Here is a 19,086-nt window from a genome sequence, read left to right as displayed (position 1 = left end):
CGGTCAGCTTCTGCGCCTCGAAACTGCTCGACCGGCACCGCTCCCGTCGCCGTCGCCACGGGACGCGGGATCGATGGTGACCTCCGGTTCGTACTCGGCGTCGCGCACGATCCGGAACCCGTTTCTTCCCCGCGTAGCAGCCAGTTTCGCGGGCAGCGGATGCATCGAGGCCATCGCGGCGGACAAGTCCATGTGGTAGGCGGCGGTGTTCGGGACAGCGACCGTATCCCCTGGTTGCGGTCGGACCGGCAGCCACACCTTGTGGTTGGTGATCAGATCGCGTTCCAGGCACAGGCGCCCGGCGAAATACACTCCGATCGGACCGGTTTCGTTTTCGGCGCCGCCGCGTGTCCTGGCGCTCCTGCCGAGCGGGGACCGCTCGGGTGTGCCGGGCAGGAAGATCGGATCGACCATCACCTCCTGGTCGGCCGGGGTCACCGAGTCGCGGCTGAGGTCGATGTGCACCAGCACACTCCCGTCGGCGGACTCTTTGACGAACTCGACCGTGGCCAATGTGATGCCCACGTGGTCTACCAGCGCCTTACCCGGCTCCAACCACAGCTCCACGACGTTGTCGCGAAGCACCTGCGCGACCGTACGTCCACCTTGGCGCTCCAGCGGGGCGACCAGCAAGTCGTCGAGCATCGTGGTCGCAGATACGGTATTGGCATATTTGTGGAACACCGGCGTACCACGCACGACCCCGTTGGCGATGTGGTAGCCGAAAGAAGTATTTCCCCAGGTCATCGGTTCCCCTTGGCCGAGCAGCGACGCTTGCAGCGCTCGTAGGTAGGTGTCGAAGCGCTCGACGTCGGCGGTGAATACTTGCCGGAGTCCACCGCCGATGTCGAGCACCGACGGCGCCAGGCCCCAGGTGTAGGCTCGCTCGATTGCCGGTAGGCAGGCGTCGATCGCTCGAACCCGCTCGCCGAGGTCCCCGGAGTCCAGATGAAATCCGATGCCGAGGAACAGCATGCATTCGCGATGGGTCCACAGGTGGTCCAATGCCTGTTCGAGATGAGTGAGGGGCATTCCGAACCGGCTCACCTGTCCGGAGTCGAATCCACAGAGGCGAAGCAACACCGGTACCGGCGTTCCCGGTTCGGCGAGTTCGGCGAGGCGCCCCAGCTCCCACAGATTGTCCACATTGACTGCCACGCCGTGCGCGACGAGGTCGCGCAGGAATGGCTCCCCCTTCGGCCCGGTGGCCTCGATCCGCGGTGGGTCGAATCCGGCCTCGAGGGCGCTGGCAAGTTCGTGCTGCGAGGCGACATCGATGGCGATTCCTGCACGCTCCGCGGTGCGGACCAGCGCGCGGGACTGGTTCACTTTGTGCGCATAGCATATTCGATACTGCGGTAGCCTCCGGTCCAACACATCGCGTAGACCTGCGAGGTTGTCGGAGAACACCTGCGGGAAAACTACGTGCACCGGAGAGCCGAACCGCGCAAGGGTATCCGACACACCACCGGGTTGGTCGAGGAAGTCGCGCACCAACGGATGCAGCTTTGCAGGCAGCGCCGGAGGCGGTCTGGTCATATCGCGGATTCCGGTGGTGTGTCGAGCCGTGTCCCGGTAGCGGCCTGCTCGGTGACCGGGTTGTAGCCGCCGTCCCGGATAGCATCGAATGCCCGGGCCCGGTTGCGCGGGCTGCGGAATTCGGCAACGACTCGCTTGCTGTCCAGATCGATGTCGACCACACGAATGCCCATCGACTCCAGCACCCCGCCGATGGTACGAACGCAATGTTTGCATGTCATGTCCGGTACATAGAACACCTGGTCGTCGCCGCTGGTCTCGTCGAGGTCCCTGTCGACCTCGACGAGCACACAGCGATCGACGAGCTCGACGAAGGTCGTGACGAACCGATCGACCAGCACCGGGAGAATACTGAAATGCCGGTTGTCGATCCGGTGTGCCATGGCTGCCAGGCACGCAGGTCGAGTGCCCGTGGGCAGCAAAGCGTACTGCCGGGAGATCAGATCGAGATCCTCGTGGTACTTGGCGATGGCCTGAGTGCGGGTGAGTCCCTCGGTCTCGGTGGCGCGGTGCATCACAGCCGCGGCGTCGGCAATCGTCGCGTCTTTCATCGCCCGCAGCGTCTGCACAGTCTCCGCCGAATACCTCACCGTGCCATCGAGCTGGGGGACGAGGCGTACCGGAATCATGCCCCGCCGGTAGGTCGAGGCCTGCAGCTCCCAGAACCAGCGGGTCGCCACGGCGGCGAACACACCGGAAGCATGCATACCCCGGGCGAATCCGGCAGCACTGCGATAGGGGGTCTGCGCAGCCACCAGGGCATGCTGGACAAGGGTACGTCCGGCGGCTTCGATCCCGACCCGGAAGATGTCTCGTGGCTCATGATCGGTGGTCGTCCCTGTCAGCGCTGCGCGCGCTGCAGGCGACAGTGCCGAGACACGCTCGGCGAAAGCCGGATCCGCATCCAATGCGTGCCATAGGGCAAGAACGGTTTCTCGTGCCGCGATCGGCACGACCGGCCCCAGACCGTCGGCACGACAATAGCCGGTATTGCGGATACCGTCGCTATCGGTCCAGGTGAGCCGATGCGTCGCGCTGGTCACCTGGTCCGCACGGCACGGTCGCATGAAGCGCTCCAGATACAACCGTTGTGAACAGGTGAGATGACTGCCGGGCTCGAGAAGAACAGCGGTGCAGGTGAATTCGATGCGGCGTGTCGGTGCAATGGGTATGGGTCTGGTGAACGATCCGGGCTGCGCCAGGTGCGCCAACACCTGGGATGCGACCCGCCGGTCGTAATAGGCAGTGTCGTGGTCATCGATGGTGTAGTGCTCGGTGTCGTCGATGCTCACCGCCCGACCTTTCCGCTGTGCCACTTCGTGTGCCGTTGGACGCGCGATATGCAGAGTCGCTGGGTGTCGCATGCTCGCTCACCCCACTTCCTCGGCGACCGAGCGCACGCATGCGATGAAACGATCCACTTCGTCGAGGGTGTTGTAGATGTGTGTACTGACCCGCACAGAATCCGGTTCGTGGGCCGTGCCGGGAGTGCAGTGCGCGCCGGTGCGCACCAGGAAACCCAATTCGCTCAATACGAAGCCGAGGTCGGTCGCGGTGATTCCGTCCATCGTGAACGATACGATGCCGTAGCCGACCGCGCAGGTCGCATACGCGGGCCCGGGCAGGAATTCGACACCCGGCACCGACCGCAGGCCGTCGATCAAGCGCACTGTGAGGACCCGATTGTGTACCGCGATGCCGTCCACATCCAGCGACTCGAGCACCTCCAGGGCGCTGCCGAGTGCGAGAATCCCGGGGATGTTGGGCGTGCCGCCTTCCAACAGTTCGGGCATCGTGCCGGCGAGCAGCCCTCGCGCGTGCGGCCGCGTCCCGGAATTGCCGCCGGGTAGGAACGGCACCAGGCGATCGTGCACGCGTCGGCGACAATAGAGGATGCCGGTTCCGGGTGCGCCGAACATCTTGTGTGCGGCAAAGATCGCGAAATCCGCCTCGAGCGTGGTCACGTCGATCGGGAGGTGCCCGCCGCTCTGCGAGCAGTCGAAGCACAAAAGGATGGCCGGGTCGATGTGTCCACGCAGTTCTTCCAACGTGCTGAGACCGCCGAAGACATGATGCAGATGACTGGCCGTGATCAGGCGCGTTCTCGGCGTGATCTTCGTCAGAATGTCCTCGGTATCCGCCTCCCCGGTTTCGCTGGTCCGGTAGGGAATCAATCCGATGCGGCGCCCGAATCCGGCCAGAAGTCCACGCAGATGCAACCAGGGATAGACGTTGGAAGCATGATCGGTGGGGCTGTAGAGGATTTCGTCGCCGTCGCCGAGTGTGGTCAGTCCCCAGGACAGTGTGACCGCGTTGAGCGCGGCGGTCGCCCCACCGGTGAAGACCACCTCGTCGGGATACTCCGCGCCGATGAAGCTACTGGTGTGCTCCCGGATGCGAGCGATGCGGGTCGCGAGGCCGGTGGCCCACGGGTAGGTGCCGCGTCCAGGATTGGCTGTACCGCTGTTGTGGTAGCGGTGGATGGTCTCGATGACCGGTAGGGGTTTCTGTGTGGTCGCGGCACTGTCGAGATATACCTGAGCGGTGTCTGCGAGAGCGGGGAACAGTGCGCGCACATCGGTTGCTGGCACGGCCTCAGCCGCCGGGCTACCCAGTGGACTCGAGGCAGGGGACCGCACCGTGCGCTCCCTTCGTCAGCCGCTCGGATGCCACCACGATACGTCGTGATGCGCCGGGCTCGGGAGTTTTTCGTGGACAACGCCTTTCGGAACCAGCTCCGACACCGTGCCGCTCGTTCGCGCAGAACCTCCCACTGTTTCGACGGCGCCGATGATCGAAAGTCGGCCCCGCGATCTCAATACTGGCCTTGCAGGTACTCCACGAGGTGTTGGCGTTCGGTGGTGAGTTCGGAGATCGCGCTCTTCACCACGTCGCCGATGCTGACGATACCGACCAGTCTGCCTTCGTATACCACCGGCAGATGCCGTACGCGATGCTCGGTCATCGTGCGGCGCAAGCCGTCGATCCGGTCATCGAGGGTGCAGGTGCGCACGTCGGAGGTCATGATCTCCGAGACGGGTGTATCCAGTAGGTCCGCCCCGCGGATATGAAGCCAGCGCACCACGTCGCGCTCGGAGACGATACCCGAGATCGCGTTGCCGTCGGGTGAGACGACCACAGCGCCGATGTTTCGCACGGCCAGCGCGGCGAGTAGCGTGCGTACAGTCGCACCGGGCGCCACCGTGACGACGTCGCTGCCTTTTCTGCGCAAAATCTCCGAAATTCGCATGTTTCACCGTCCAGACGTCGCTGCACTACCAGGATCGCAAGTTCGCGGTCTGGTGACCAGCACAAATCCATTACAGGCTACGATTACGTCACGGTGGGGAAACCTCACAGCAGGCGGGCGACACTGCGGTCGAGGTCACGTGCGAGCAGGGCGACCGCGGCTTGCGAGATGCCGGCCGAGGTCGTCAGGTCGATCGAGGCCAGCTGGGAGATGCGCCGCAACCGATAGTCGACGGTGTTCGGGTGGACGTAGAGCTGCCGTGCGGTGAGCTGCCGGTTCATATCGTTGCGGAGGTAGGCCCGCATGGTGTCGAAGAGTTCGGGATGGGAGTCCAGTGGATCGAGAATGGTGGCGATTCGCTGGGTAGCCGGACCACTACGGGTGAGCTGATACTCGACGGCGAGATCCCACATGCGATAGAGGCCGGGTGGACGGGCGCCGGCGCGAACCAAGTTGAGCAATTCGTGGGCTTGATCGGCCGACTCGGGTATCCGATCGGTCTCGCTGGGTACCACTGTCGCGGTGAGCGGTACCGCAGCGGCGTCGGCCAGTAACTCGAGGGTGGCGTCGTTGAGAGAGGTTTCCTCATCTCCGAGGGGAATGAGGAGTGTGCCGCCCTTGACGCTGAGCAAAGCGAGTGCCCGGGAGGCGAATGTGGTCGCCAGTTCCGCCTGCAACCGATGCAGCTTTCGTCGGGCAACGATGATTCCGTCGACGTACGGGCCGCGTTCGTCCGGGTGCTCTGGAATCGATAGTGCGACCACTTGATAGGACGTCGCGATCGGAATGCCCGTCTGCCGCGCCAGGGCCGAGCTGCCCCGACCGCTCAGCAGAGCCGAGGCAAGAGTGTGGGTCGCAGTCTGATGCTCCTTGGTTATCAGATGTTGTTCGTCGACATAGGCGTCCGTCACTGCCGCTGTGATCGCTTCCAGCAATTGGAGAACGAGATCGGCAGCGCACAGCACGTCATCGAGGTCGAGTGCATCGGCTGGCGCGGTGATCAGCTCGAAGGCTACGCGCAAGCCCTCGTGATAGGTGCGCAGGATGGTGGTCAGTGGAATGTGCTCGCGTGCCCATCGGGTTGCCGCGGCGCGTACCACGCCGAATTGATCGCCACCTGGAATACCGCGTCGGTCGAACGTCTGGGCGGCGAGGTCGAGAAAGGTCCGGGTGAGGCTGGGGATGTCCGAGCGAAATCGGTTCCCGGGCGGCCAGGCGTTCTCGAAATGACGCTCCATTCGTTCGGCGATGCGTTCGGAGCTCTGTAGCAGGGCCGAAGCAGGCTGGCCGCAGATTTTCAGCATCGAGCCGGGCGCGCCGGCAGACTGATCCGGGGCGGAGTGGGTCATGACGAATTCGCTCCAATGCCACATCAGGCGTGCGAGAGTGGCGCCCGAGTCGATCGGAAGACTATACGGAACAGATGGCCGCGGGAGGTGGGATCGAAAAGATCCACGACGGGCGCGCCGCGGTGTGTGCCGAATCGTCCGTGACCTGAGTCGCCGCCGTGGAGGGCGGCCGACGCACTCCAGCACACGGGCATGAATCGGCCGACTCCGGTCGGCAGCCATGGCATGGGTTGGACCTATTCGTCGTCCAGTCCGGCCGAAAGATAGGCAGCCGCGGCCAGCCACTGCCTGCATTGGGGGCCGTGTACTTCATGAGCGCACAGAATGTCGCGGGCCTGTCTGTAGGTGAGGCCATGGGGTTCTACACCACAATCCGACCTGGAAAAGTCGGATGAGGGGTACCCCGCACCGATGCCACCGACGACGGCAACCCGGTGGGGAGTTCGGAATGGATGGATCATTCGACTGCCCCTCAATATCTAGCGTGTCGCGGAGACGCTGGCGCGATCGTGGTGCTGGCTCGAACGCCTTGCGTACCTCCCGATTTCGAGGGCAAGTCTATGCGCGTGTCGCTTGCAGATGCAAGTGCATTTGCGCGATCACCTGAAAGGGGAGTCGCCCGAGGCGTCGTTGCCGACTCGGGCGACCAGCGTTGTGCTGCTTCCCTTTCGGTCTCAGGACGTCATGATTTGCGCGCGACTGCGCCGTAAGCGTTGATCGGTCGGACCTCACCGACTTCGGCATGGGCCGGCCGCCACTGCGTGATGGAGACGAACCCCGGCTCTACCATTTCCAGGCCGTCGAAAACGGCTTCGATCTGTGCTTGGGGGCGAGGCAGGTACGGCGTGCCGCCGGTCCCGGTGTAGTTCTCACACATTGCGACGTGCGCCGGGTTGTCGTCGGTGCTGTCCCACATCACCAGGAAGCTGCCCGACGGGACCGAGTCCATCACCGTTCGTACGATCCGCAACAGGTCGTCATAGGTCTTGGCGTGTCCCAGCACTCCCATGAACATCACGCCGATCGGTTCATCGAAGTTCAGGATCTTGCGAGCGTCCTCGATGATTTGCTCGGGATCGTGGTAGTCGGCGTCGATGTAGGTGGTGGTCCCGTTCGGCGTCGTGCTGGTGAGCAGTGCCTGTGCGTGCGTGAGGACCAGCGGGTCGTTGTCGACGTAGACGATCTTGCACTCCGGCGCGACGGTCTGGGCGACCTCGTGGGTGTTCTGCATGGTGGGCAGGCCCGTCCCGATATCCAGGAATTGGCGAATACCCTGCTCGCCGGCGAGGTGGCGTACGGCGCGAATGAGAAACTGGCGCGATTGGACTGCCATGGTGGTGATGTCGGGGTCGATTTCGATGGCGGCATCGCCGGCAAGGCGATCGACCTCGTAGTAATCCTTGCCGCCCATCCAGTAGTTCCAGATGCGTGCCGAGTGTGGAATATCCGTTCGGATGAGCGGGCTGTTGTCATCGGGCATGGGTGGACTCCTTGAACTCCTTGGCGAAACTTCTCCGCGGTGGTGGCGTCCGATGGGCGCTGCGAGGGCCGCGAATGCCTTGTGTATTCGATAGTTCCCCTGTGACAGTACAAGATTGACGTTCCGCGAGTGGTGCCGATCAGTGAGCTGACCAGGTGCTGTTTCCCTGCTCGTCGTGTCCCGGTAGACCGTTGCTGGCGCATTGTTTCCTCGCAACGACCCCGCGGAGAGGGCGAACGACGTGCTATCGTCACGTGTTGGTGCAAATGCAAGAACGTTTGAACGTGCATATGCACAAGATGATTCGCCGAACCATGGCAAACAAGGAGTCGGAAGATGTCGGACACATCCGCCAACAAGATCGTCGGAACGTGGCGCAAGAGTTCGTTCAGCAATCCGAGCGGCAACTGCGTCGAAGTGGCCGAAGCGACGAATGACCAGGTGGCAGTGCGTAATTCGCGTGATCCGGAAGGTGGGACCCTGTTCTACACTCGGCCGGAGATCGATGCCTTCGTGCGTGGAGCAAAGGCTGGAGAGTTCGACTATTTGACGAGTTGAGCGGTAGCATGAGCGGTCGGCGCGGTGTGTCTTGTGATAAATGGTTGTGACACACTGTGGGCAACCCCCGGAGTATCGGAGACGAACTCGATGATCGCTGAACCCGATGATGATGGTCACCTGCAATCTCTTGTCGCGGAACGTGGTCCAACCGTGCTACGCATCGCCCTGGGCGGTCAGTTGCGGAGGCTTCGAGAAGAGAAGGGCATTACCCGCGAAGCGGCGGGTGATGCAATCCGAGGCTCGCATGCCAAGATCAGTCGTTTGGAGTTGGGCCGTACCGGATTCAAGGAACGCGACATTCGCGATCTTCTCACTCTCTACGGGGTTCACGACCCCGAGGAGCGTGAATCGTTCCTCGAGCTGGCCAGGAAGGCCAACGAACCCGGGTGGTGGTATCGCTACAACGATCTGCTGCCGCAGTGGTTCGGTACCTACCTCGGTCTGGAACAGGCGGCGGGCAAGATCCGTACCTACGAAGCCCACCTTGTTCCAGGACTGCTGCAGACGCCCGAGTATGCCCGGGCGGTAGTAGCGCTCGGCTACGAGGACGCCGACACGGAACGCCGTGTGGCGGTGCGTCAGCGTAGGCAGGAGATCCTGTTTCGATCGGACCCGCCGGTGATCTGGGCGGTGATCGACGAAGCCGTTCTTCATCGCCCGGTCGGTGGTGCGCAGGTGCACCGCGAGCAGATACTGCACTTGGTGTCGCTCGCCAAATTGCCGAACGTGACGATCCAGGTGTTGCCATACGCGGCGGGCGGTCATGCCGCGGCGGGGAGTTCCTTCAGCATTCTGCGCTTCAGCGAGCGGGAACTGCCCGACATCGTCTATCTGGAACAGCTGACCAGTGCGCTGTATCTCGATCGGCGGCAAGACTTGGCGTTGTACCTGTCGGTTATGGATCGGTTGTGTGTGCAAGCGGAGCGCCCGGACGTTTCGATCGAGATCATGGAGAAGTACGCCGCGGGGTGCTGATGCCGATCGGGTGGTCGCGGTGGCAGTTGGAATCGAGCTGGTCGCTACTGACGCCGCGACCGTACTGGTCGAGGGGTGTGGACCGCCACTGCGAACGAAACGCGTTGTGGCCTAGAACGACCAGAGGTTCACTGCGCTTGGTCGGCCAGCTGCACGACGGCTTGGTCGATCGGAGTGTTTCCCGACGCCAATTCGAGTGTCGTACCGAAGGTGTGTCTGGCGGGCAGGATTGCGGCCAAGACCGCTGCGACGTCCGCGCGAGTGACCTCCCGGCGACCGATCGGTGACCGAGTGAGCGTGACCAGTCCAGTCGCTGGGGAGTCGATCAGCGGCCCCGGCCGCACAATCGTCCAGTCCAGTGCACGCTCTCGTAGATCGTTTTCGGCTCGGGTCTTGGCGTCGATGTAGGCCGCCCACACCTCGCCCGATCTTGGCCTGGGCGGATGGCCCGCGCCTACTGTGGAGATTTGCAGAAAGCGGCGCATTCCGGTTTCCTCGGCGGCTTCGGCAAGCCGGACGCAGCCGCCGAGATCCACGGTGTATTTGCGTTCGGCGGTACTGCCCGGCCCGGCCCCGGCGGCGAACACGGCTGCTTCGCAGCCCTTCACGGCATCCAACAGCTCGTTGCCGCCGACTTCGGTCAGGTCGCACACCAGCGGCACGGCACCTGCACGGCGCACGTCCGCGGCGTGATCGGGATTGCGGACGAGTGCGGCGACCTCGTGCCCGCGCGCGGTGAGCAATGGCGCGAGTAGCAGTGCAATCTTTCCGTGTCCGCCGGCGATGACGATCCGCATGGGCGATTCCTCTCGGTAGGGGCGGTGCTCGGGCTCAGCGCTCGGGTCCGCCGGGGTTGCACTGCGCATCTACGGTCGCTGGGTAGCCGACAGCAGGACGCCAGGGCTCGAGATTCCAACTCGGTTTGTCCGGTTGCACCAGCCGTGCCCAGACCCAGTGACAGCGGAACTGATCGCGCATGCCGGGGCTGTCGGCTTCGGGGGAGTGAGCGAGAATCTCCCGCCACGCCCGGTCGTCGGCATCGGCAAAGGTGGTCTGTCGTCCTGCCCGAGTTGGGAACACCAACAGCCTCGGGCCATCGATTGTATCGACCCACTCGACATGGTCGATCAACGGCTGGCCCGCATGCGGATCGATGGTCGGGGTGCTCGGCGAGATCGAACTCGGGGGTACGGGGCGGCTGGTCGTGGTCTGGTCGGAGCTGGCCGTGGTTGTGGGTTCGACACCGCTGCAAGACACTGTCAGCAGTAGGACGAGTGGAAGAAGCGCGGCGGTGCGTACACCAGCTCGAAGATTCGGGTACCGCTGTGCCACGGTCGAACCTCCTGCGTCTGGCGCTCGGCACCGTCGTTCGAGGTGCCGACTCGAGCGTAGCGGGTGTGCAGTACCGCCGGACCGTGGGCGGCGCAACCTGCGGACTCCACCCGGACAACGAAGTCGCCGCGTGCGCTCGAGCAATAGCGTATTGTGCACGGTGAGCCCGTCATCATGGCGGTGATTCGCCTGGTGACGACATACGGCCGGTAGCGCAACCACATCGGCTCACATTCGGTGAGTGCTGGTCGTTGTGGTACTGCCGGGAGATATCCGGTGACGCGGTGTGCCCTGGTTGGTGATCATGACCGCGGCTGGTGTTCTTCTTCGGTCCGTTGTTCGAATGCCCGAATACGACGCCCTGCGGCACGCACCTGGGGAGGGTCGGAATCGGACGGGTCCGGGTGGGGTGAAGTCGAACTTGTGAAAGAGGTCTATGAACAGCATCACGCACACTGCGTCCGACCAGGCCAGGTCTTTGGTGGGAAGGCAATTTCGCCTCACCGACCACTACGAGGTGGGCCGAGAGAAGATCCGAGAGTTCGCCCGAGCACTGCAGGACGACCATCCGGCGCACCGGAACGAGAGCGCCGCAGCCGAGTTCGGCTTCGACGGGTTGATCGCGCCGCTGACCTTCTCCTCGATCGTGCTCATGGTGGTGCAGCGCGCGATGTTCGAGTCCGTGCTCACCGGCTACGACCTCGGGCAGGTGTTGCAGACCGAGCAGTCCATCCAGGTACACCGCCCGATCGTCGCGGGTGACCACGTCCAGTGCGACTCCTATTTCGAGTCGTTTCGGCAATTCGGTGACAAGGACTTCTTGGTCATCAAGACCGTGCTCACCAATCAGCACAAGGATGTCCTGCAGACCGCGCACAGCACTGCGGTAGCGCAGACCGAGAGCGACCTGGCCACTGAACTGCGTGCCATTGCCGGCGGAGTTATCATGACCGGGCAGTCGGCCGCCGATCGATCGGACGCGGCGGCGGTTCGAGGCGCGGACGTGGATACCGGCCTGGTCGAATGCTTCGATGAACCAGCACAGCCCTGCCCCGGCGATGCGCCTCGAACGCCGCGAACCGTGCCGGCTTTCGACGAATTGTTCGTCGGCATGGAGCTCGCGCCCCGGACCGCGCTGCTGTCTCGAGGTGATCTGGTGAATTATGCCGGAGTATCGGGTGATTCCAATCCCATCCACTTCAGCGATGCCGTGGCGCGCAGCGCGGGATTGCCCGATGTGGTTTCCCATGGGCTACTCACGATGGGTCTCGGTGCGAGGTACCTCACCGCGTGGTCGGGCGACCCGGTCGCGGTGGCGAAGTACGCAGTTCGGTTCGCTGGATTGGCTCCGATTCCTGCGACGAAGGCGAGTACGATCGAATTTCGTGGTCGTGTGAAGGATATGGATCCGGACCGGCGTGCTGCCACGGTCGCGCTCAGCGCGACCTGCGCTGGGCGCAAACTGTTCGGGCGGGCTACTGCGGAATTGTTGCTGCGCTGATGCGTCTTTGAGTGGGGGAGCGGTGCGGCTACCCTGCCGGGCTGCAGTGGTTGTTGTTCGCACGTGGGATCTCGTGGATGTCGACAGCGCGTCCACCGACAGCGCGATGCGGCGATCGTACAGATGTGCTCACACCTGTGAATCCTTTTCTGTCCGGTAGGATTCAGCGCTGGAGTGTCGGCAACGCACATGCGAGACTCGGTGCATGCGAGCTTCGGTAGTGCGGCTTCAAAACGAATCAGATACTCCCGGAACGACTCCAGTCACGGAGGGCGGTCCGACTGCGCTGCGGATGATCCTCGGGGGACGGATGCGACGGCTGCGCGAGGCTCGAGGTATTTCGCTTGAGGCGGCGGGGGCCGCCATCCGTGGATCGCATTCGAAGATCAGCCGACTGGAACTGGGACGCACCAGTTTCCGGGAACGAGACTTGATCGACTTGCTCGCCTTGTACGGAATGACCGACGAAGACGAGTGCGCCGAGTTCAAGCAGTTGGCGAGGCAGGCGAATACCTCTGGCTGGTGGCATCGGGATTCGGACTGGCTACCGAAATGGTTCGATACCTATCTCGGACTGGAGCAGGCAGCAGCGCTGATCCGCTGTTACGAGCCGCGTGTGATACCGGAGCTGCTGCAGACGCCCGACTACGCCCGCGCGCTCCTCGTTCTCGCTCATCCCGGTGAGGACGCGGATGCGATCGAGCGGCGGGTCTCCTTGCGCATGCGTCGGCAAGAGATCTTGACGCGGTCGGACCCGCCGCAATTGTGGTTGATCATGGAAGAAGCGGTTCTCCGGCGCCGCATCGGTGGATCGCAGGTCTGGTTCGACCAGTTGGAGCACCTGATCCGAGTTTCCGATGCGCCGAATATCACCGTGCAGGTACTCGCCGATCATGTCGGCGGGCCCGCGCTCGCCGACGGTGCATTCACCATGCTGCGCTTCGCCGAGCCGGACCTGCCCGACATCGTCTATCTCCAGCAACTCACCGGCGCGTTGTATCTGGACAAGCACACCGACCTTGCTGCCTACCGCACCGTGGCCAATCTGCTGTCCGTACACGCCGCGCCGCCGGAGTACACCAGAGAACTGGTGCTCGCGTTGCGTGAGCGCCAACCGGAGATCATGAATCGGCCATCCGAGGCCGTCTGAGCGTGCACACCCGGTGTCTGTCGAGCTGTGCTCTGCGGCCGTCGCGACGTGGTCCAGCTATCGGTTCATCAGACCGGGAAGAGGCTGTGTTTGCGCGGGTTGGGGGTGGTGCTCACTTCCTTTTCGCGCAATAGGCGCAAGGCGCGACGAATCTCCAGTCGGGTACTCGAGGGTTCGATCACCGCGTCGATGTAGCCACGCTCGGCTGCAATCCACGGAGTGGCGACCGTGGCGTTGTAGTGATCGATCATGGCCTCGCGCATGGCCGCCTGCTGCGCGGACGGTACATGGGCGAGCTGCCGCTTGCCGACGATGCTCACCGCACTTTCCGCACCCATCACAGCGATACGTGCGGTCGGCCACGCCAAGCTGATATCGGCGCCGAGTTGCTTGCAACCCATCACCGCATAGCCGCCGCCGTAGGCCTTACGCACGACGACCGTCACGATCGGGACGGTAGCTTCGATCACCGAGCGGAAGAATCGCCCGCCACGTTTGATCACCCCACTGCGTTCTTCCTCGACGCCGGGCAACACGCCAGGTGTGTCCACGACGAAGATCAACGGCAGCCCGTAGACATTGCACAGTCGGATGAAATGCGTCGCTTTGTCAGAGCATTTGGCATCGATTGCGCCGCCCAGGACCAAGGGTTGATTCGCGATCACTCCGACGCTGCGCCCATCCACCCGGGCGAAGCCGACGATCAGATTCTGCGCGGTGGCCGCGCTGATCTCATGGAAGTCTCCGTCGTCGAACAGACGCAGGAGAACATCGTGCATGTCATAGCCTTCCCGATCGGAATTCGGGATGATCGAGTCCAACTCGCGATCGTGTGAGGTCTGCGTAGGTTCCAGTCCCGGATTGACGATCGGTGCGCGCTCGAGGCAACTCGACGGCAGATAACTCAGATATGTTCTGGCCCAGTCGAATGCGTCCTGCTCGGTCGTGGCCACGTGGTGGATGGTGCCGTTGGCCGCCTGGACCTGCGCTCCACCGAGTTCCTCCATGGTAACTTCTTCGCCGGTGACCTCTTTGATCACTTCGGGCCCGGTCACGAACATGTACGATGCGTCGGTTGCTATCAGGACGTCGGTGTTGACCGGAGCGTAGACCGAGCCTGCCGCGCATTTGCCGAGCATGATCGACACCTGCGGAACGAAGCCCGACAGTCGTTCTTGTCGACGACTCATCAGCGCGTACCACGCCAGCGAGGTCACCGCATCCTGAATTCGGGCGCCGCCGGAGTCGTTGATCGCCACCACCGGGCAAGCATTGGTGGTGGCGAAGTCCAATGCTGCGGCAACTTTGCGGCCGAACATCTCGCCCACCGACCCGCCGAAGACGGTCTGATCGTGTGCGACCACCACGACGGGGCGACCGTCGATCCGGCCGCGACCGGTGACCACCCCGTCGCCGTACATGGCGTCGGGCGCACCGGACTGTCGCACCAAGGCGCCGATTTCCACAAAACTGCCCGGGTCGAGCAGAGCACGCACGCGTTCGCGCGCGCTGGGGATTCCCTTGCTCTTGCGCTTCGCGATGCCGGATTCGCCGGCTGGTTCCTCGGCTAGCTCGAGGATTTCTCGCAGCTCGTCCAGCTTGTCTCGCGTACCGCTCATATTTGGTGTCCTTTGAAACTCATCGCGTTGCCAGGCGGAAACGCGGCGCCCGATGCTATCGGCCGACCCAGCGGCTGCACAGGTGTTCTCCATATCTCATGAGGCAACTCACAGCCTGAAGCCAGGCAACTGTCGAGTGCTCGGCAGCGGACACCGCGGACGTCGAGGTATACCCGGGTGGGTATACTGAGATACGAAGTTCGAGGAAGGAACAGTCTCATGGTCGGTGACAAGGACAGCATCACCTCGGTACTCAACCGGTTGCGTCGCGCCCATGGCCAGCTCGCGGGTGTGATCGCCATGATCGAACAGGGCCGTGACTGCAAAGACGTGGTCACCCAGCTCGCCGCGGTGTCCCGAGCGTTGGACCGAGCCGGTTTCAAGATCGTTGCCACCGGATTGCGCGACTGCCTTACCGAAGGAGACGGTGCGGACTCGATGACCCTCGACGAACTGGAAAGACTGTTCCTGGCCCTTGCCTGACCCCTCGCCGGTGAACAGTTCCGAGCACCTCCGGGAACTCGCGCTACCGTAGGAAGGCGTGATGTCGAGATGAGCGCGGAACTGTCCACAACGAGCGCGACGACCGGTGGACGTCCCGGTAGGATCACCGGCGCCGGTTCCGGGCAGGATCGAGTGTCTGCCCGGTGGGCCGCGTCCCGCACAGGGTGGCCAGAGATTCACCTGCTGTCGACGGCACGACACGGCACAGTGGCGTTGGTGACCGATTCGATGGGAGCAGGGCGATGCGACCGGCTCTGAGATGCCTGGTCTGGGAACTGGACAACACCGTGTGGGACGGAGCCGTATGCGACGGCACCAGCGGCGCGCTTCGGCCCGCGGCTTTGCACACCCTGAATGTGCTCGGTGAACGTGGAATACGGCACGCGGTCGCGAGCCGGGGTGCGCACGAGTGGACGTTCGGCGAGCTGTTGCGGCACGGTGTGTGCGATATGTTCTCGCCGATCGAAATAGGTTGGGGACCGAAATCGTCAGCGATAAGCCGTATTGCACGGCAACTCGCTATCGGTCCAGAGGTCATCGGCTTCATCGACGACGAGCCGGTCGAGCGGGCCGAGGTGGCCCGCTCGCTGCCAGAGGTCCGATGCTTTGCCGCTCGCAATGTGGACACCCTGCCACTGCTCCCCGATTTCCGCCCGATTTCGTCCGGCGAGGCCGCTCCGACGCCGCCGCTGGGATTCGCCAGAGTTCCCTCGCGGTGACAATGTCGCAGTTTTGATCAGGAGTTGCATCATCCGGAGTTGCGTCGCTGCCCTATCACCGCAGTTTCACCGTATCCGGCCGACCGCCGCGTAGCACATGCGTGTCCCGCGCGGTGGTTCCCATCCGAGGCGTTGTGCATGGCGTCGGTCGAGGTCCTCGGACGGTCGCCACTGGTGTGGTGCGACCAGTCCGGGTTCGAGCAGGTCGCAGCCGGACAGGATCGTGGCGATCTCTTCGCGGGTGCGTGGTCGCAGTGCGATGTCGTGGGCGCGGTAGATGTCTGCGGCGTGATCGACCATGGCGGTGTCGATGTCGCTGGTGACGTGGCTGAACACCACGAACGATCCCGACGGCAGTGCGGCGGTGACCGCCTCGACGACCGCGCGCGGGTCGGTGATGAATTCCGCGACGAAGCTCAGGCATACCGCGATCGGGGCGCCCGGGTCCATGGCGGCGCGGATCTCGGTGGCGATCGTGGCGGTGTCGGTGAGGTCTGCGTGGACGAAGTCGGTGTGGTCGTCGGTAAGGAACACTCGCCCGTGTGCGGCGACGACCGGGTCGTGGTCGACGTAGAGGGTGTGGGCGTCGGGTGTGGTGTCGCGGGCGACTTCGTGGAGGTTGGGTGCGCAGGGGTAGCCGCTGCCCAGTTCGACGAATTGCCGCACGCCGGTGGCGGCCAAATGGTGCACTGCGCGCAGCAGGAACATTCGGGCCGTGCGGGCGGCGGATCGGAAGGCGGCGGCCTCGGCGACCACCTTGCGTCCTACTGCGAGGTCCACCAGGTAGGCGTCTTTGCCAGCGCCGAGGAGGACGTCGTGGATGCGGCCACTATGCGCACGAGAGGGATCCAGCGTCGCGCTGGTGCTCGGTTCGCCGCGTCCGAAGTTGCTCATTCGATTCTGCCTTGCTCTGTGCAGCGGCCGAGTGTGCGTGGCCGTGCGGTAAATCTGTTGTGGTCCCATGGTTTCGGTTGGTTTCGGCTAGGTGGTGATCGAAGGTCTTCGAACAGCCTGCGGGTGGTGGTTGGGTCTACGTCGGAGATGCCAGCCGGTGTCTACCCGCGTGCAGCTATCGAACATCCAGTGCGACATCGGCATTCCCGCGATCGAGCGACAGAACGCCTCGCGCTGGGTGGTTTGTTGCGATGGGGCAGTGCGCGGCTTTGCCGGTGACCAGCCTGTTTTCGTGCATGCATAGTGGATTTGGTTGCTGGCCACGGTCATTGAGCCTCCTCTGTCACCCGAGTCGGTCTGCCGAGTCGCTCTGGCGATGTCTCCGCCTCAGTAAACATAACCTGATAAACAGGATTCGGAAACCTAAACACGATCACCGATTCAACCGCTACGCTATGAGACATGGCGACGCGGACAGCTCGGGGGCTACTGCTCGGGCGCGAGATCAACTACATGATCCGTGCTTCCGGCGCGAGCCAGGCAGAGGCAGGCAGAATCATCGAAGTCGGGCAGTCTCGGATCAATAGCCTGATTGCCGGAACCGGCAGGATCTCGGCGGGCGACCTCCAGGTGTTGGCACGGGGACTCGGATTCACCGATGAGGTCTACATACAGCGCTTGCTGGAATTGCGGCGCGACAAGCATCAGCGGGGGTACTGGACCAGCGGGCACCGACGGGTGTACTTCGAGGAGTTGCGACTACTCGTCGACCTCGAGGAGCAGGCGAACCGGCTACGCGTCGCCGAATCCGAGATCATCCCTGGGCTGTTGCAGAGCGAATCCTATGTGCGCGCACTCCACGCGCACATGTCGGATGATGCCAACGGCGTGACGGTCGAGGACTGGGTGCAGGCGAGATTGGCGCGTCAGGAGAACCTGGTCGAATCCAGCGGCGCTCCCGAGTTCCACGCGGTCTTGTCCGAGTCGTGCCTGCGCCGCCGATACGGCGATGCCAAGGGGGAGGTCATGCTCGATCAACTCGCGCACTTGGTGGAGCTCTCCCGACGACCGAACATCTTGATCCAGGTCCTGCCGTTCAACACCCCAGTGCCCAGCGGTGGAATGGAGGATCGCTACACCCTTGTTCGGGTTCCGTCGCCCGGGGCGGCCGGAGACCTGGAACTTGCCGTTGTCGAAGCTCTCGGTGAGATCCGCTACATCGTCGACAAGCCACCTGTCGGCATGTGCGAGAAGCTGTTCGCTCGGCTCAGCACCACCGCATTGAGCGTCCAGGACTCGAGGGAGTTCATCAACCATGTAGCCCGTACCATCCAGTTCAGAATTGCATAATACGACCCAAGAAACGGGGAAAGCCATGGCCGCCAACGATTTTCAGGCCAGGGACGTCGATGCGGGTAAGCCGACATCTGCGCGTCTGTACCACTACTTCCTCACCGGTGAGCCGGTTTTCCGTAGCGATCAGATCTTCGGCGACAAGGTCTACGACGAACTTCCTTTCCTGCACACCTGGACCATGCACAACCGTGCCTTCCTCGTGCGTGCGGTGCGCTTCATGGTGTCCCAGGGCATCCGCCAGTTCCTGGACATCGGGTCCGGTCTGCCGACCGGTGGCAATACGCACGAGGTCGCGCGGGAGATCGATCCGAGTGCCCGCGTGGTGTACGTCGACAAGGACCTCGATGCGGTGGCACGGGCCCATCAGTTGCTGCAGCACGAAGGGTCGACGAAAACCACCGCCATCATCGAGGGTGACCTGCGCGATACGGAGCAGATCATCGGGCATCCCGAGTCGCAGCGGCTGTTGGACTTCGACGAACCGATCGGATTGTTGATCGTTTCGGTATTGCCGTTCGTACCCGATGACAGCGACCCGCACCGGCTGGTCGGGCAGCTTCGCGATTGCTTGCCTACAGGTAGCCAATTCGCCGCGACCCATGTGTCGCTGGAAGATGCGGACGATCACACCAAACAACAAGGGACGATAGCCGCCTCTCTCTACAAGGACACCGCAGATCCGGTTCAACTACGAGATCGGGCGACATTCGTGCGGTTCTTCGACGGATTCACCATCCAGGATCCGCCGGGGGTCACTTATGCCACCGATTGGCTCCCGGACCAACCCGTCGATCTCGACGAGCCGGCGCGACGGTGCAATTTCGCGGCTGTGGGCCGCAAGCTCTAGTCGGCGAAAC

General features: G+C 63.4%; 18 protein-coding genes. 8 read left to right on the top strand and 10 right to left on the bottom strand.

Going from position 1 to position 19,086, the window contains the following annotated elements:
• Positions 1–3: 3 nt before the first annotated feature.
• The 6 genes from K940_RS28265 to K940_RS0113680 form a co-directional block, all read right to left on the bottom strand.
• Complete coding sequence (locus K940_RS28265) at positions 4–1,539, bottom strand: decarboxylase (RefSeq protein WP_081706350.1); 1,536 nt, start codon at positions 1,537–1,539, stop codon at positions 4–6.
• On the bottom strand, positions 1,536–2,831 hold the full coding sequence (locus K940_RS28260) for a heavy-metal-associated domain-containing protein (RefSeq protein WP_231390366.1): 1,296 nt from the start codon (positions 2,829–2,831) through the stop codon (positions 1,536–1,538). Before K940_RS28260 ends, K940_RS28265 begins: the two co-directional genes overlap by 4 nt.
• A gap of 78 nt (positions 2,832–2,909) precedes the next feature.
• Positions 2,910–4,130: an aminotransferase class V-fold PLP-dependent enzyme gene (locus K940_RS0113700; RefSeq protein WP_036528560.1), complete on the bottom strand. Its 1,221-nt coding sequence runs from the start codon at positions 4,128–4,130 to the stop codon at positions 2,910–2,912.
• A gap of 224 nt (positions 4,131–4,354) precedes the next feature.
• A complete protein-coding gene (locus K940_RS0113695; protein WP_028478016.1) occupies positions 4,355–4,789 on the bottom strand; it encodes a CBS domain-containing protein in 435 nt (144 codons plus the stop codon).
• A gap of 104 nt (positions 4,790–4,893) precedes the next feature.
• Positions 4,894–6,138 carry a CdaR family transcriptional regulator gene (locus K940_RS0113690; RefSeq protein ID WP_028478015.1) on the bottom strand — a complete coding sequence of 415 codons (1,245 nt, stop codon included), beginning with the start codon at positions 6,136–6,138 and terminating at the stop codon, positions 4,894–4,896.
• 682 nt (positions 6,139–6,820) lie between these two features.
• On the bottom strand, positions 6,821–7,618 hold the full coding sequence (locus tag K940_RS0113680; protein ID WP_028478013.1) for an SAM-dependent methyltransferase: 798 nt from the start codon (positions 7,616–7,618) through the stop codon (positions 6,821–6,823).
• Positions 7,619–7,954: 336 nt separating this feature from the next.
• Between K940_RS0113680 and K940_RS0113675 the strand changes: the two genes are divergently transcribed.
• Complete coding sequence (locus K940_RS0113675) at positions 7,955–8,176, top strand: DUF397 domain-containing protein (RefSeq protein WP_028478012.1); 222 nt, start codon at positions 7,955–7,957, stop codon at positions 8,174–8,176.
• A 90-nt stretch (positions 8,177–8,266) separates the two neighbouring features.
• Positions 8,267–9,154 carry a helix-turn-helix transcriptional regulator gene (locus K940_RS0113670; protein WP_028478011.1) on the top strand — a complete coding sequence of 296 codons (888 nt, stop codon included), beginning with the start codon at positions 8,267–8,269 and terminating at the stop codon, positions 9,152–9,154.
• Between the two features lie 128 nt (positions 9,155–9,282).
• Here K940_RS0113670 and K940_RS0113660 read toward each other — a convergent pair whose 3' ends face one another.
• Positions 9,283–9,951, bottom strand: a complete 669-nt coding sequence (locus K940_RS0113660) for an SDR family oxidoreductase (RefSeq protein WP_028478010.1) — start codon at positions 9,949–9,951, stop codon at positions 9,283–9,285.
• Between the two features lie 34 nt (positions 9,952–9,985).
• The gene (locus K940_RS0113655; RefSeq protein ID WP_028478009.1) at positions 9,986–10,486 is read right to left on the bottom strand and encodes a DUF2599 domain-containing protein; all 501 of its coding nucleotides are present in this window, start codon (positions 10,484–10,486) and stop codon (positions 9,986–9,988) included.
• 436 nt (positions 10,487–10,922) lie between these two features.
• Here K940_RS0113655 and K940_RS0113650 point away from each other — a divergent pair, with 436 nt between their 5' ends.
• Complete coding sequence (locus tag K940_RS0113650) at positions 10,923–11,987, top strand: fused (3R)-hydroxyacyl-ACP dehydratase subunits HadA/HadB (protein ID WP_028478008.1); 1,065 nt, start codon at positions 10,923–10,925, stop codon at positions 11,985–11,987.
• Positions 11,988–12,192: 205 nt separating this feature from the next.
• Positions 12,193–13,137, top strand: coding sequence for a helix-turn-helix transcriptional regulator (locus tag K940_RS0113645; protein ID WP_028478007.1), 945 nt, complete (start codon positions 12,193–12,195; stop codon positions 13,135–13,137).
• 68 nt (positions 13,138–13,205) lie between these two features.
• Here K940_RS0113645 and K940_RS0113640 read toward each other — a convergent pair whose 3' ends face one another.
• Positions 13,206–14,756, bottom strand: coding sequence for an acyl-CoA carboxylase subunit beta (locus tag K940_RS0113640; RefSeq protein WP_028478006.1), 1,551 nt, complete (start codon positions 14,754–14,756; stop codon positions 13,206–13,208).
• A gap of 219 nt (positions 14,757–14,975) precedes the next feature.
• On the opposite strand from K940_RS0113640, the gene K940_RS0113635 reads away from it, so the two are divergent.
• Positions 14,976–15,239: a metal-sensitive transcriptional regulator gene (locus tag K940_RS0113635; RefSeq protein ID WP_028478005.1), complete on the top strand. Its 264-nt coding sequence runs from the start codon at positions 14,976–14,978 to the stop codon at positions 15,237–15,239.
• Between the two features lie 263 nt (positions 15,240–15,502).
• The gene (locus tag K940_RS0113625; protein ID WP_028478003.1) at positions 15,503–15,979 is read left to right on the top strand and encodes an HAD-IIIC family phosphatase; all 477 of its coding nucleotides are present in this window, start codon (positions 15,503–15,505) and stop codon (positions 15,977–15,979) included.
• 66 nt (positions 15,980–16,045) lie between these two features.
• Here K940_RS0113625 and K940_RS28255 read toward each other — a convergent pair whose 3' ends face one another.
• Positions 16,046–16,873: an SAM-dependent methyltransferase gene (locus K940_RS28255; protein ID WP_051407169.1), complete on the bottom strand. Its 828-nt coding sequence runs from the start codon at positions 16,871–16,873 to the stop codon at positions 16,046–16,048.
• A gap of 462 nt (positions 16,874–17,335) precedes the next feature.
• Here K940_RS28255 and K940_RS0113615 point away from each other — a divergent pair, with 462 nt between their 5' ends.
• Together K940_RS0113615 and K940_RS0113610 are read left to right on the top strand one after the other, a co-directional pair.
• Positions 17,336–18,223, top strand: coding sequence for a helix-turn-helix transcriptional regulator (locus K940_RS0113615; RefSeq protein WP_028478002.1), 888 nt, complete (start codon positions 17,336–17,338; stop codon positions 18,221–18,223).
• A gap of 25 nt (positions 18,224–18,248) precedes the next feature.
• A complete protein-coding gene (locus K940_RS0113610; RefSeq protein ID WP_028478001.1) occupies positions 18,249–19,076 on the top strand; it encodes an SAM-dependent methyltransferase in 828 nt (275 codons plus the stop codon).
• Positions 19,077–19,086: the final 10 nt, after the last annotated feature.

The sequence above is a fragment of the Nocardia sp. CNY236 genome, assembly GCF_000482385.1.
Taxonomy (GTDB): Bacteria; Actinomycetota; Actinomycetes; order Mycobacteriales; family Mycobacteriaceae; genus Nocardia.
This window is presented reverse-complemented; position numbering and strand designations above follow the sequence as displayed.

Excerpts from the sequence above, each read along its gene's own strand:
- K940_RS28265 (WP_081706350.1), bottom strand. The coding sequence starts at position 1,539 with ATGACCAGACCGCCTCCGGCGCTGCCTGCAAAGCTGCATCCGTTGGTG.
- K940_RS0113695 (WP_028478016.1), bottom strand. The coding sequence starts at position 4,789 with ATGCGAATTTCGGAGATTTTGCGCAGAAAAGGCAGCGACGTCGTCACG.
- K940_RS0113690 (WP_028478015.1), bottom strand. The coding sequence starts at position 6,138 with ATGACCCACTCCGCCCCGGATCAGTCTGCCGGCGCGCCCGGCTCGATG.
- K940_RS0113680 (WP_028478013.1), bottom strand. The coding sequence starts at position 7,618 with ATGCCCGATGACAACAGCCCGCTCATCCGAACGGATATTCCACACTCG.
- K940_RS0113675 (WP_028478012.1), top strand. The coding sequence starts at position 7,955 with ATGTCGGACACATCCGCCAACAAGATCGTCGGAACGTGGCGCAAGAGT.
- K940_RS0113670 (WP_028478011.1), top strand. The coding sequence starts at position 8,267 with ATGATCGCTGAACCCGATGATGATGGTCACCTGCAATCTCTTGTCGCG.
- K940_RS0113660 (WP_028478010.1), bottom strand. The coding sequence starts at position 9,951 with ATGCGGATCGTCATCGCCGGCGGACACGGAAAGATTGCACTGCTACTC.
- K940_RS0113650 (WP_028478008.1), top strand. The coding sequence starts at position 10,923 with ATGAACAGCATCACGCACACTGCGTCCGACCAGGCCAGGTCTTTGGTG.
- K940_RS0113645 (WP_028478007.1), top strand. The coding sequence starts at position 12,193 with ATGCGAGCTTCGGTAGTGCGGCTTCAAAACGAATCAGATACTCCCGGA.
- K940_RS0113640 (WP_028478006.1), bottom strand. The coding sequence starts at position 14,756 with ATGAGCGGTACGCGAGACAAGCTGGACGAGCTGCGAGAAATCCTCGAG.
- K940_RS0113635 (WP_028478005.1), top strand. The coding sequence starts at position 14,976 with ATGGTCGGTGACAAGGACAGCATCACCTCGGTACTCAACCGGTTGCGT.
- K940_RS0113625 (WP_028478003.1), top strand. The coding sequence starts at position 15,503 with ATGCGACCGGCTCTGAGATGCCTGGTCTGGGAACTGGACAACACCGTG.
- K940_RS28255 (WP_051407169.1), bottom strand. The coding sequence starts at position 16,873 with ATGAGCAACTTCGGACGCGGCGAACCGAGCACCAGCGCGACGCTGGAT.
- K940_RS0113615 (WP_028478002.1), top strand. The coding sequence starts at position 17,336 with ATGGCGACGCGGACAGCTCGGGGGCTACTGCTCGGGCGCGAGATCAAC.
- K940_RS0113610 (WP_028478001.1), top strand. The coding sequence starts at position 18,249 with ATGGCCGCCAACGATTTTCAGGCCAGGGACGTCGATGCGGGTAAGCCG.